General features: G+C 42.0%; 9 protein-coding genes. 4 read left to right on the plus strand and 5 right to left on the minus strand.

All coding sequences use genetic code 11. The features are described from left to right. Positions 1-61: 61 nt before the first annotated feature. The 4 genes from pxpB to E5N72_RS11300 all read left to right on the plus strand — a co-directional run bounded on the left by pxpB (position 62) and on the right by E5N72_RS11300 (position 5,596). Positions 62-727: a 5-oxoprolinase subunit PxpB gene (gene pxpB / locus E5N72_RS11285; protein ID WP_135924678.1), complete on the plus strand. Its 666-nt coding sequence runs from the start codon at positions 62-64 to the stop codon at positions 725-727. Beyond that, on the plus strand, positions 724-1,659 hold the full coding sequence (locus tag E5N72_RS11290; RefSeq protein ID WP_135924680.1) for a biotin-dependent carboxyltransferase family protein: 936 nt from the start codon (positions 724-726) through the stop codon (positions 1,657-1,659). The genes pxpB and E5N72_RS11290 overlap by 4 nt, the downstream gene beginning before the upstream one ends. Before the next feature lie 363 nt (positions 1,660-2,022). Continuing rightward, the gene (gene asnB / locus E5N72_RS11295) at positions 2,023-3,690 is read left to right on the plus strand and encodes an asparagine synthase B (RefSeq protein ID WP_135924683.1); all 1,668 of its coding nucleotides are present in this window, start codon (positions 2,023-2,025) and stop codon (positions 3,688-3,690) included. 331 nt (positions 3,691-4,021) lie between these two features. After that, positions 4,022-5,596, plus strand: coding sequence for a BCCT family transporter (locus E5N72_RS11300; protein WP_135924685.1), 1,575 nt, complete (start codon positions 4,022-4,024; stop codon positions 5,594-5,596). Between the two features lie 107 nt (positions 5,597-5,703). Here E5N72_RS11300 and E5N72_RS11305 read toward each other — a convergent pair whose 3' ends face one another. From E5N72_RS11305 to E5N72_RS11325, 5 genes are all read right to left on the minus strand, one after another. Beyond that, entirely contained in the window at positions 5,704-6,411 is a 708-nt protein-coding gene (locus E5N72_RS11305; RefSeq protein ID WP_135924687.1) for a 3'-5' exonuclease, read from the minus strand. Continuing rightward, a complete protein-coding gene (locus tag E5N72_RS11310; protein ID WP_135924690.1) occupies positions 6,411-8,309 on the minus strand; it encodes a DUF294 nucleotidyltransferase-like domain-containing protein in 1,899 nt (632 codons plus the stop codon). The genes E5N72_RS11305 and E5N72_RS11310 overlap by 1 nt, the downstream gene beginning before the upstream one ends. Before the next feature lie 83 nt (positions 8,310-8,392). Next, positions 8,393-11,470, minus strand: coding sequence for an efflux RND transporter permease subunit (locus E5N72_RS11315; protein ID WP_135924692.1), 3,078 nt, complete (start codon positions 11,468-11,470; stop codon positions 8,393-8,395). Positions 11,471-11,472: 2 nt separating this feature from the next. After that, positions 11,473-12,483: an efflux RND transporter periplasmic adaptor subunit gene (locus E5N72_RS11320; protein ID WP_240704545.1), complete on the minus strand. Its 1,011-nt coding sequence runs from the start codon at positions 12,481-12,483 to the stop codon at positions 11,473-11,475. Positions 12,484-12,761: 278 nt separating this feature from the next. Further along, the gene (locus E5N72_RS11325) at positions 12,762-13,193 is read right to left on the minus strand and encodes a hypothetical protein (RefSeq protein ID WP_135924696.1); all 432 of its coding nucleotides are present in this window, start codon (positions 13,191-13,193) and stop codon (positions 12,762-12,764) included. Between the last annotated feature and the right edge of the window lie 71 nt (positions 13,194-13,264).

The raw sequence follows: 13,264 nt of genomic DNA on the forward strand, positions 1-13,264 counted from the left end.
TCATTAGCACTCACCCTATATGCTAAATAGTATCAAGGGATAATAATAAGATTGACCTGCAATGACGACAAAAAGCACACCAAAGATTATGGCGCTCACTACGCATTGTATCTTCTTCGATGCATATGAAAGTGCTGAGCATGGCTTAAATACACAAAAAAAGATTTGGGCGCTGGCTCAATTTTGCCAATCGACGGGAGATTTCGTTGATGTTGTTCCAGCTAATAACAACTTAACTCTGTATCTAAAAGAGTCTGAAAAGCTAGCAAGTTGGCTGCCATTATTGCTTGAGCAGTGGCAAGAGACTACGACTAAAGATTTTGCATCAACTCATCATAAGCTACCCACCGTATATGGTGGTCAACATGGCCCTGACATTGCTCATGTAGCTGCAGAGCACAACTTAACTGTTGATGAAGTCGCGCAGTTACATAGTAGTAAAACCTACCCTGTTTTATTTTTAGGTTTTCAACCTGGTTTTGCTTACTTAGATGGCTTGGATCCTAAATTATATACGCCTCGTCGAAGCGAGCCGCGCATCTCAGTGCCAAAAGGGTCTGTCGCTATTGGTGGCGAGCAAACAGGCGTATATCCTGAAACGTCACCCGGTGGCTGGCAAATAATCGGTCACACCGACTTTAAATTATTCGATATTAATGCAACCTCTCCCTGTGCTGTTAAACCCGGTGATACCTTAGAGTTTGTTATTCAGGAGGTGTTAAAATGATCACCATCGTTAAACCTGGCATGCAAATGTCTATACAAGATCAAGGCCGCGTGGGTGCTCGTCATTTGGGAATTGGCCAATCTGGCTGTATTGATCCTTATGCGCAGATCATAGTAAACCGATTAGTTGGAAACGCAGATAACAATCCAGTCATTGAGATCACACTAGGTCTTGCTGAAATTAAATTCGATAACGACTACTACATTGCCTTGCATGGAACAGATATGAAAGCCAGTGTTAATGGTAATGCGATTGAACCAGGCTGGAGTTTTTACATTAAAAAAGGTGATGTGTTAAAGCTAAATGCCGCACGGCATGGGTTTAGAAGCTACCTTGCTATAGGCGGACAATGGCAGCTACCTGACCCTATATTGGATTCCTACTCAACAGATATAACAGCTGGTTTTGGTGGTCTAACCGGACAAGCACTGAAATCTGGAGACAGCTTTGAGGTAATACCAAAATACAACACTAAAGTTGGTTTAGGTGCAATGCTACCACCTAAAAGCACCCAAATACGCATACATGCTGGCCCACATGCTGCAGTTTTGCCTAAAGACACCATAGTTAATTTTATAAATCATTCATGGCATGTATCACCTAATAGTAACCGCATGGGTACACGATTATTAAGTGATGAGTGTGGCTTAGAGCATGATGTGTCATTGCCATCGATGGCAGTAGCACCAGGCAGCATTCAGTTGCCGCCAAATGGAGAACCAATTGTGTTATTGAATGATGCGCAAACAACCGGTGGCTATCCTTTGCTAGGAACTGTGATCGACGCTGATCTTCGTCATTTTGCCCAATTAAAGCCAGGTGATTTTTTACATTTCAAGTTTGTTACTCTAGCAGATGCTTTTAAGGCGAAAGAAAAGCTAACAGCTCACCTTAATCAATTAGCCATTGCGCTAAAATACAAAAACAAATAGTTAATCTGAATAGCAAGTGGCTTGCCACTTGCTTTCTTAAAGCTCCCACTTGTCTATACATCTTCGATAAACAAATTGAACAATTAGTTTGCTTAACGCTACGCACCAAAATAGTGCAAAAAAACACTTTTAATGGCGCTATTTACCACTTCAAGCCAGCCCATTTGCTCAAATCAAGTATTTAAATTGCTCACAACTTAGGCAGCCATCCCATTTTGGTGCAAAGCAATAACACTTGGTGCATATTTTATTCTCAAATATTTAAAAAAGCTGTGTGACTTAGGTAATTATTTCTGTTAAAACAAACATTCGCAGTTATATAAATTCTGTTAACTGCGCACATATTTGGAATGAGGAGTCACTATGTGTTCAATATTTGGGGTATTAGATATCAAATCTGATCCCACCCAATTGCGAAGTCAAGCAATTGAGATGTCAAAACTTTTAAGACACCGCGGACCTGACTGGTCTGGCGTATATTCATCTGATAAAGCTATTTTAGTCCACGAGCGTCTTGCTATCGTTGGTGTATCAAGTGGTGCGCAACCTTTATATAATCCAGAGCGCACACATATCCTTGCTGTAAATGGTGAAATTTATAACCACAAAGAGCTTGCGGCAAATCTAGAAACAGACTTTAAGTTTCAAACTCAATCAGACTGTGAAGTTATCTTAGCTTTATATAAACAAAAAGGGCCTGAATTCTTAGACGACTTGAATGGTATTTTCGCTTTTTGTTTATACGATGAAGAACAAGACGCCTACCTAATAGGTCGTGACCATATTGGTATTATCCCGCTTTACACAGGTCATGATGAGCATGGTAATTTTTATGTTGCTTCAGAACTAAAAGCGCTTTCACCAATTTGTAAACACATTGAAGAGTTTCCTCCGGGTCACTTCTTGTGGAGCAAAGATGGTCAACTTCGTAAGTATTACAGCCGCGATTGGCAAAGCTATGACGCAGTAAAAGACAACGAAGCTAAATCAAGCGATGTTAAAGAAGGCTTAGAAGCTGCTGTTAAACGTCAACTAATGTGTGATGTACCTTACGGTGTTCTATTATCAGGTGGTTTAGACTCATCGGTTATTTCAGCTATCACGCAACGTTTCGCCGCAAAACGTATCGAAGATAATGACGAGTCTGATGCTTGGTGGCCAAAACTGCACTCTTTCTCAGTTGGTCTTGAGGGCTCACCAGACTTAGCAGCTGCACAAAAAGTTGCAGATATGATTGGTACGGTTCACCACCCTATCCACTTTACTATTCAAGAAGGTATTGATGCTCTTCGCGAAGTGATTTATCACATTGAAACGTACGATGTGACAACCATTCGTGCCTCAACTCCTATGTACTTAATGGCGCGTCAAATTAAAGCCATGGGTATAAAAATGGTGTTGTCTGGCGAAGGTGCTGATGAGCTTTTTGGTGGTTACCTTTATTTCCACAAAGCACCTAATGCGCAAGAGTTCCATGAAGAGCTAAACCGTAAAGTGTCTAAACTACATATGTTTGACTGTTTACGGGCTAATAAATCTATGGCTGCTTGGGGTGTAGAAGCACGCGTGCCTTTCTTAGATAAAGAATTTGTAGACGTTGCAATGCGTATCAACCCTGAAGCGAAAATGTGTAAAGACGGTAAAATCGAAAAACACATTATTCGTGAAGCGTTTGACGGCTATCTACCAGACGAAGTGTTATGGCGTCAAAAAGAGCAATTCTCTGATGGTGTAGGCTATAACTGGATTGATACTTTAAAAGAGTATGTGAGCGAGCAAGTAAGCGATCAAGACCTTGCTAACGCTAAATATAAATACCCGATTAATACGCCAGATTCTAAAGAAGCGTATTTCTATCGTAGTATTTTTGAAGAGCACTTCCCTGGTGATGCAGCGGCAAAATGTGTTCCGCATGGCAAATCAGTTGCTTGTTCAACACCTGAAGCGCTTGCTTGGGATGAGTCATTCCAAAACAATGCTGACCCTTCTGGTCGTGCTGCTGGCGTTCATAACGACGCTTATAAAAAGTAGTAATTTTGTGCTGCAAGCCCTGTGTTTGCAGCACTTTCCTCTCAATTGAAATAATTTGTTTTGAAATAATACTGTCATCAAATTATTCCTCTGCCGCATCAAATTGTTCACAATTCCAACAAAAAACGTAAAAAACCGCATTTATTCGGCTGTTTAGGGACAAAACCATTTACATTTTTTTTCGAACTCCTACACTAAAGACTAAACTTTGGTACAAATTTAGTTCGTCTACAAACTATTTTTCGGTTTCATCCGTATAAACAGTGTTAGCTGAGATGTGCCAACCGGCCGTTTAGCTTTCTGCTAGATATAACTACAACAAGAGGTATTCATGAGCGAACATCATGATAAGTACAGTATCGACAATACCGACTACACCGTCGGTCAGGACAATGTACAAAAATGGGGTTTTGATGTGCACAACCCTGTATTTGGCATTAGTGCTGGTTTAATCGCGCTATTTTTAGTGGCAACACTTGTGTCAGATGCTGAAACAGCAAAAACAACCCTGAATGGAATTAAAAACGACATTATTAATAATTTTGATGGCTTTTTTATGTGGTCAGCAAACTTATTCGTATTGTTTTGCTTGGCGTTGATTGTTTCACCATACGGCAATATCCGCCTTGGTGGTAAAGAAGCGCGCCCAACTCACTCTCGTATTTCATGGCTTGCAATGTTATTTGCTGCGGGTATGGGTATTGGCTTAATGTTTTGGGGCGTAGCAGAGCCTGTCGCTTACTTTACAGGCTGGTACGAAACACCACTCGGCGTTGAAGCAAACACACCAGAGGCTGCGAAATTAGCAATGGGTGCAACTATGTTCCATTGGGGTTTACACCCTTGGGCTATTTACGCCGTTGTTTCGCTTTCGTTAGCATTCTTTTGCTACAACAAAGGCCTGCCGTTATCAATCCGCTCTATTTTTTATCCTATTTTAGGTGACAAAGCATGGGGCTGGCCGGGCCATCTTATTGATATTCTAGCTGTACTTGCCACCTTATTTGGTCTTGCAACGTCTCTTGGTTTAGGCGCACAGCAGGCCGCAGCAGGTATAAACCATGTGTTTGGTACTGATAGCGGTATTGGTCTACAAATCGGCGTTATTGTTGGTGTTACTCTACTTGCAGTGATCTCTGTTGTTCGTGGTATCGACGGCGGTGTTAAGCTGCTTAGTAATGTAAACATGGTTATCGCATTTGTATTACTCGTATTTGTTGCTCTCGTTGGTTTTTCAGCAGCGTTTGGTAATCTTCCTAATACTGTTATGGGTTATGTTGAAAACATTATTCCGTTAAGTAACCCACATGGCCGTGAAGATGAAACCTGGATGCACGGCTGGACAGTATTCTACTGGGCTTGGTGGATTTCATGGTCACCGTTTGTAGGTATGTTCATTGCGCGTGTATCTGAAGGTCGTACAATTCGTGAATTCTTAATTGCCGTATTACTTGTGCCTACCGTTGTGACTATCTTCTGGATGTCTATTTATGGTGGTATCGCTATTGAACAAGTTATTGATAAAGTGGGTGTACTAGGTGAGAAAGGTTTAACTGATGTACCACTTGCGATGTTCCAAATGTTTGAAGCCCTGCCAATGTCGCAAGTGCTTTCATTCATTGCAATTGTGCTGGTACTCGTGTTCTTTATTACGTCATCTGACTCAGGTTCATTAGTTATCGACTCTATCACTGCCGGTGGTAAAGTTGACGCGCCAGTGCCACAACGTATTTTCTGGGCAACAATCGAGGGTGCGATTGCTGCAGCGCTTGTTTGGATTGGTGGCACACAAGCTATCGAAGCATTACAAGCCGGTGCCGTATCTACGGGCTTACCGTTTACCTTTGTATTGCTATTAATGTGTGTAAGTTTAATCCTTGGTCTACGTACAGAGCCAAGAAACTAACCACTACCTTTAAATAAAAAAACGCCGCTATATGCGGCGTTTTTTATTTATAAGCTTTGCTCAATTAATTTAAATTACTCGTCATAAAGTCTGTGCTGTTAAGCACGCTATATGAGCAATTCGCTTAGCGGTGTATCTGGGCGGTAATGATAAGCAATTTGCGCTTGTAACAGCTCTGCGGTGGCAATGGCATCGTTCAGTGCGTTATGGTTTTGATACGCAGGTAAGGAGTAACGAATACGAGAATCCGCAAGACGAACGGAATCAAGCTTAGAATTAAACAACCTACCTAGTAAACCTTGTTTTGCTCTAAGCGCCCTGCTTTCAAGCTCCAACGTGTCTATTACTGCAAACTCAAGGCCTTCACCTAATCGCGATTGCAACGCTTGATACAAAAAGTGTCGTTCAATGGGAGCAAAATGCACCACTATGACTTTACCTTTTAATGCTGCTAGTAATGGCTCCATAATAGATGAAAAATCTGGCGCGTCACTTACTTCTGAATGGGTAATACCATGAATAACGATCGACTCTTCAGCGAGCTTACGTCTTGGTTGTACAATCCAATGCTGGCTATCTTTACAAAAGATGCGCCTAGCATTAAATGGAATTAAACCAACACTGACTATATCGTCATTTTGAAAATTTAGACCGGTCGTCTCAAAATCAAGCGCCACTAAGGGTACGTCGCTAATTGGCATGTTTAAATCACAAATAGCGGCTTGATAAAACTCTTGAATTAGCGGCTGTTTGCTAGCCGCTAATAACTGCTGATACCGAGTCGGCCAATCAAGTTTAACACCTTGTTTAGCCATTACTTCATCCCTGTATTGGCAGAGTATCTGAATTTAAGGAAATTCTGCGCTTTATCTAAAATCGCAAACGCTTCTTTAAGGTTGCGCTGCTCAAAAGGCGATAGTAAATGTGGCTCAAGATCGTTATCTGGGGCTTCGTCTAACTTTTCAATTTGCCATGCTTGGTGGCGAATACGAACCATCGCAATGTATTCTAAGGCATCTCGAAGATCTTGCGCTTTCCCTGCGGGTAAAAGCTTTGCTTCGATGATATCTTCTAAACGCTCGAATGAATTTTGTTTACGACTGCCTATTGCTAAAGCATGAACACGAATTACATCTGATAATGGCGCAGTACCACGGCGTTTTAAGTTCATAGAACGCTTATGCTGACCATTATGCTCTAGCACAAAATCTTTAAAGAAACCTAAAGGCGGTGTTCTGTTACGGGCATTGGCTGCAAGGTTAGCCAAGAAACGCTTATTCTTACGCCCTTCAGTTGCAATAAATCGTTTGAGCTCATCAGCCCATTTGGTTTTACCGTAAACGCCATCTAAATCAAAAAAGATAGAGCTGTGTAATAAAGCCTGTGGTTTTGGTTCTGCCATCCAGCCTGCAAATTGCTCTTTCCACTGCTCACGAGTTAAACGCCACTTTTTAAATGACGCCATAATTTCCCCTTCGCAGTATTTATAGCCACATTCGGCTAAACCATCACAGACAAAATCAGCGAGCTTTTGAAAATATTCGTCATGTAATTCCTCGTTAAAGCTATTATCAAGAATAATGGCGTTATCTTGGTCGGTAACAATTAATTGCTCATCACGAGCCATTGAACCTAAGGCAATAAAACAATAAGGAATGGGCGGCGGGCCAAATTTTTCTTCGGCTAAATCAAGTAAACGCTGTTTAAAGGTACGCCCTATTACAGCCATTGCTGTACCAATCATATGAGAGTTAGCGTCTTCGTTAACCATGCGTACAAACACGTTAGGTAGCTGACGTGCATAATGCGCTAAATCTTCTACGGATTGCTGAGCTAAAATACCCCGCACTAACAATAAACTGCTTTGTGATTCATATCGCAAAATGTCAGATAACGAAATAACACCGATGGGCTTTTTCTTAACAACGACAGGTAGGTGATGAATGTTATCTCTGAGCATAGCAAGCACAGCCTCAAACACATAGGCGTTGCTATCGAGTAAGATAAGGTCCGTTTGCATAATTTGCTCGGCAGGTGATTCGTAACTTAAACCTTCAGCAATCACACTGGTGCGCAAATCTCGGTCTGTAATTATGCCAACTACTTGACCATCATCATCGTCAGGATCATCACTGATGGGTTTATCGGCATCTGTTACTAATACAGACGATACCGACTCTTGTGTCATCAATTGGGCAACCATTTGCACAGACGCGTCTTTTGCTACGGTTACTACATCTCTGTGCAGTAATGATTTAACTTTTGCAGTTGTTAAATCGTTACTGTCAGCCTGCTCTACAATGGCCTGATGAAGACGAACATTGCCATCTGCTTCAAAGAAGTCTGCAAAGGCTTCGTATTCATCACAATATTGATTAAATAGCTCTACATTAATGCAATACACTAAGGTGTCTTCGAGGGCCTTGGCAGGAAATCGGACTTTGCGGTTCATCAGCAAACCCATTTGTCCGAAAATACCACCGACAGTTAAACGGTTATACAAATCACCATCGCGTCGATACATTTCGACGGCTCCGGTTCTAATTACATATAAATCGGCAATGTCATCGCCGTAATTAAGGATTTGTGTTCCCGCTCTGAAGTAGGCTATCTCTACTTGTGAAGCGAGAGTGTTAACCGCTTCTTCGGGCAAATCATCAAATGGAGCATGATCACTTAAAAATTGTGCTATATCGACGTGTTCGGCTTGCATAAGCGTACCTAGTTTTGAGCTTTTCCTTGATTGTGAGTGTAATCTGCTATTTTTTCAAAGAAAAAATAGCAGATTTAAATGGATTAAGCCTTTTCTAGTTCTTCGGCCAGAAGTTTCGACTCATCACCACGAGGTTTGGTAAAGCGCGCTAAACCAAGATAAATCACAGGTGTAAGGTATAATGTGAACAGCACTGCTAATGCTAAACCACCAAATACCACCCAGCCAATCGCGTTACGCGCTTCGGCACCGGCACCGGTGGATAATATAAGTGGTAATGCACCTAGCAAAGTTGACACTAAGGTCATCGCAATTGGGCGTAACCTCACAAGAGCAGCTTCTTCAACTGCTTCTCTAACACTGCGACCTTTATCTCGTAATTGGTCAGCAAATTCCACCAGCAAAATAGCATTTTTAGCTATTAAGCCAATAAGCATGACCAAACCTATTTGTGAATAAATGTTCAATGATGTACCCGTTAGATACAAGGCCAAAATGGCCGATGTAATGCCAAATGGCACAGTGATCATCACTACAATGGCACTATTAACACTTTCAAATTGCGCAGCTAACACAAGTAATACAATCAAAAATGCCAAAATATAGGTGATCAGCACTTCATTAGCCGTTTCTTCAAAGGTGAGTGCCTCACCCTTAAAGGCTAAACTTATACCAGCTGGCAGGTTTTGCTCTGATATTTCACGGATTTTATTTACAACTTCGGCAATAGTAATGTCATCTGGCATTTCCATGCTTAATTCTATTGCTCGGCGCTGAGCATGGCGCTCTAGTTCTGCTGCAACACCTTCTTCTGTAATGGTTGCCACACTACTCAGTGGCACTAACTGACCATTTCGGCCACCAACATATAAGTTTGCTAAGTCACTTGGATTTGTAATAGTTTGGTTTTGTGCTTGCAGCATAATAGGGATTGATTGGTCGCCGATGTTTAAATCAGCAATGTCATCGCCGTTAATGGCTGCTCTAAGCGTAATAGATATATCACTGAGCGATACACCGAGCTCTTCAGCACGACGTCTATCAATATTGACCCGTAATTGCGGTTGTGACGGTTGGTACGAGATACGAACTGGCGCCACTTCTGGCAAGGCTTTTTCTATTTCTGCCGAGAAACTCTGTGCCGCTTTAAAGATCTCAAGGTAATCTTGCCCCAATAATGCAAGCTCAATACCACCGCCTTGACCACGCAAGTTCAAACTATTTGAACCGCCTGGGTAGCCAGCCGCACCTGGAATGTTTCCTAAAGGTCCACGAATTTTATTGATAATTTCTTGCTGACTAAAATTTCGTTCGTCCCAATGCTTTAACGGCACAGTGATAAATACGATATTAGGATCCCATTGCCCAACGACGGTATAAATAGACTCAATATCACCACTTTCAACATAGGGCAGTAAAATGTCTTCCATTTGCACCGCTTGCCTGTCCATAAAGTTAAGGCCTACACCATCTGGGCCACGGGCGAAAATGCGAATTTTACCGCGGTCTTCTGTCGGCAATAATTCATTATCTAAATTGAAATACAGCGCACCAGAGCCTGCTGCAACGAGTAAGCAAGCAAAAAATGTTAGCCATGCATGTTTAAGTACGCCGTGAATTGAGCGTTTGTATATATTCGCTAAAGCATGCCCAACTTTTGCAAAAGGATGAAAACCACCCTGCTTTAATTTAAGTTTTGAGGTTAGTGCAGGCACTAAAGAAAGCGCTACAAAGCTTGATATAATGACAGCTCCAGCAAGCACACCACCAAACTCTCTAAATAGTCGCCCTGCTGTTGAAGGCAAAAAGGCAATCGGCACAAACACAGCTGCTAATACAGCGGTTGTTGCCACCACAGCAAAAAATACTTCGCGGGTGCCAATTACAGCCGCAGCTCTGCGGCCAAGGCCTAAGCCACGCTGACGTTGAATATTTTCACTGACCACAATCGCATCATCTACAATAAGGCCTGTCGCTAATACCAGCGCCAACAAAGTTAAGATATTAATCGAGAAACCAAGCGCCCAAATAAGTGCTAAAGAACCAATTAACGCAACAGGTATGGCAAATGCGGGGACGAGCGTTGCTCGCCATGAGCCAATAAACACCCAAAGTGTGATCACTACTAACAACACTGTCAGTAATAGAGAGTTTATTACTTCATCCACTGAGCTTCTAATAAACTGCGCATCGTCAGAGGTTAAGGTAAATTCCATTTCAGGAAAACGTTCTCTCATACGTTCGATTAAGGTCAGCACTTCATCAGAAATTTCGATAGTATTTGATTGAGCTTGGCGTATTATCTCCATGCCAATCACTGGCGTTCCATTTAATCGCACGAATGAACGCGGATCAGCTGGGCCAAAATACACTGCAGCAACATCACCAATACGGGTATCGTCACGCACTATAATATCTGCCAATTGTTCAGCTGATATTGACGTAGCATCGGCACGAACAATCACCTGTTGATCGCTTGATTTTAAACTACCGGCAGGCACATCAAAGGGAGCTTGGCGAAGCACATTTGCAATATCTGGTACAGTAAGGTTAAAGCTGCTTAGTTTTAGCGGGTCAATTCGTACTCTTAATACCCGCTCGCGGTCTCCATTTAAGCGAACATCGGCAACCCCAGGAATAGTTAAAAACTGCGGGGCTAAGTCAACATCAACGCGTTCAGTAAGTGCTTCTAATGATAAGCTGTCGCTTGATACCGTTAGCGATACCACGGCTTCGGCATCGTTATCAGCTTTAATAATAGATACACGCTCTACTTCTTCGGGCAATTCTCGCTGTACACGGGCAACCGATTCGCGCGTTTCGTTGGCTGCATCATCTAGATTAACACCCGGGCGAAACTCAACCACAATACGGGCATTATTTTCTTCACTTTGCGCACGAATTGTTTTAACACCACTTACCCGAGCAACAGCCCCCTCAAGTTTACTGGTTACCTCGGTATCAACGGTTTCAGGCGAGCCCCCAGGAAACGATGCTGAAACAGTAATGCGTGGCCTGTCTACATCTGGTAGTTCACGTATTTCAATACCAGCAATAGCGGCAATACCCGCTATAATGATTAACAAATTCAGCACCACGATTAATACGGGGCGACGTATCGCCATTGATGGTAAATCTTCCATCATAGGTTGCTGTTTCATTATCACTCCTTGGCAAGCGTTGTTTCATTCATAAAAGTAAGCTCTTGGTTTGGGCGTAAACGTTGCACGCCTTCAGTAACCAATAAATCACCTTCTTTTAAGCCACCAGATACCAATAACCGACCGGCTAAACGCTGTTCAATTTTAACATCAACACGTGTGGCTTTTTTATCAACACTTTTCCACACGTAAGGGCCCGCGGCTCCCCACATCATGGCAGCTTCAGGAACCACTGCATGCTCTTCACCAAGTAAATTAATATGCACACGAAAACTCATACCAGGCATAAACTGATGAGATTCATTATTTAACTTTGCTTTGGTTCTTAAGGTGCGCGCTTGAGGATTAATACGAGAGTCTAACTGGGCAACTTGTGCGCTGTAAGTTTTGTCGCCTAGCCAAGGGATCACTTCAACAGCTGATTTTTCCTTTAAAACATCAATTGCTGCTTCTGGTGCATTAAAGTTAATGTACAGTGTTGATACATCATCAATCGTTGCAATCGCAGTCTGTGTTGTGATCCGGTCGCCAACTTCTACATCTGTTAGCCCCATCACACCACTAAACGGAGCACGAATTTCGCGGTCTTCACGCTCTGTTTTTGCTTGCATCAACTGAACTTTCGCAAGCTCATGCAACGTTTTTGCATCGTCTAAATCGCTTTGTGGTACAGCACCTCGAGCATGGCTTTCTTCGAGCCGCTTCATTGTTCGCTCTGTGTCATTTAAGGTTATTTGTGCTTCTAAAAGAGCAGCTTGCTGCCTGCGCGAATCAAGCTCAAGTAGCAAGTCCCCTTTTTTAACATTGTCACCGGGTTTGAAGTGAACAGCAGTCACTCTGTCCCCAACCGCAGGGTATAAGGTTACAGAACGCACAGCTTCAGCACTACCAACTGCTTTTATTTGTTGTTTTGCTTTTTCAACCGTAACTGATTCAACAACTACGTTTGCAGCCTCAGCGACTGATACGCAACTAATTAAGGCAAGAAAAGTCCATGAATGCAATTTGCCAATTATCAAAAGTGTCACCTAAATAAGAATCGTTTTAATTGTTACGAAGTGTAACAGCTTTGTGATCAATAAAAAGGATGCTTCGTTTAATAAACAAATTGATAAGTTAAAATGAATAATTAGAAATACGGCGCTGATTTTGCCGCATTTCTATCTGTAATATTGCTTATTTAAGTGGGCTATTTTCAGGCAATAAAACCTTACAGATAACTAAGTCACTTTAAACGCATGTAGCAACAGGTTTTATCCCTCAAACTGGTTTGTATGAATGCAGATTAATCTTATAAATTAATACAGTTAACTGCAGGCACGGTTTTTAAACGCGCTTCTGACGCAATGGTCACTTCTACACAACCAGAATTAAGATCAATTTCGTCCTTTTGAATAACAGAAAAACGCCCTTCTTGCTCTGATCTAAGTGCGTATTCAAAGGCATTGTTGCTGCCCTCTGCAATGGCAGTAAAAAGCCCACCAATAATTGCACCAGCTAATGCCCCAGCAACCATATCTTCATGATTGCCATCTAATTCATCGATAAGCCCTATTGCAGAGCCACCAACAATGCCTGTTTTTACATTAGATGACAGTTTTACAGGTTTAACATCTTCAACTTTGGCGTAAAACTTTTTAATCATGACCTGCTGATCGGTTCTATCAACACCTTGTGTCGCGCAGCCACCTAGTAATAATAAGCTCACTAGTAGTTTCTTCATACCCATTTAGTCCTATAAAGTATTGCTGTTAGTTAGAATAATAACTACTTAGTTCGTAAGGGACTGTGAGA

It is taken from the genome of Pseudoalteromonas sp. MEBiC 03607 (genome assembly GCF_004792295.1).
Taxonomy (GTDB): Bacteria; Pseudomonadota; Gammaproteobacteria; order Enterobacterales; family Alteromonadaceae; genus Pseudoalteromonas; species Pseudoalteromonas lipolytica_C.

Bases quoted from the DNA above. Each gene is read 5' to 3' on its own strand.
- pxpB (WP_135924678.1), top strand. From the start codon at position 62: ATGACGACAAAAAGCACACCAAAGATTATGGCGCTCACTACGCATTGT.
- E5N72_RS11290 (WP_135924680.1), top strand. From the start codon at position 724: ATGATCACCATCGTTAAACCTGGCATGCAAATGTCTATACAAGATCAA.
- asnB (WP_135924683.1), top strand. From the start codon at position 2,023: ATGTGTTCAATATTTGGGGTATTAGATATCAAATCTGATCCCACCCAA.
- E5N72_RS11300 (WP_135924685.1), top strand. From the start codon at position 4,022: ATGAGCGAACATCATGATAAGTACAGTATCGACAATACCGACTACACC.
- E5N72_RS11305 (WP_135924687.1), bottom strand. From the start codon at position 6,411: ATGGCTAAACAAGGTGTTAAACTTGATTGGCCGACTCGGTATCAGCAG.
- E5N72_RS11310 (WP_135924690.1), bottom strand. From the start codon at position 8,309: ATGCAAGCCGAACACGTCGATATAGCACAATTTTTAAGTGATCATGCT.
- E5N72_RS11315 (WP_135924692.1), bottom strand. From the start codon at position 11,470: ATGAAACAGCAACCTATGATGGAAGATTTACCATCAATGGCGATACGT.
- E5N72_RS11325 (WP_135924696.1), bottom strand. From the start codon at position 13,193: ATGAAGAAACTACTAGTGAGCTTATTATTACTAGGTGGCTGCGCGACA.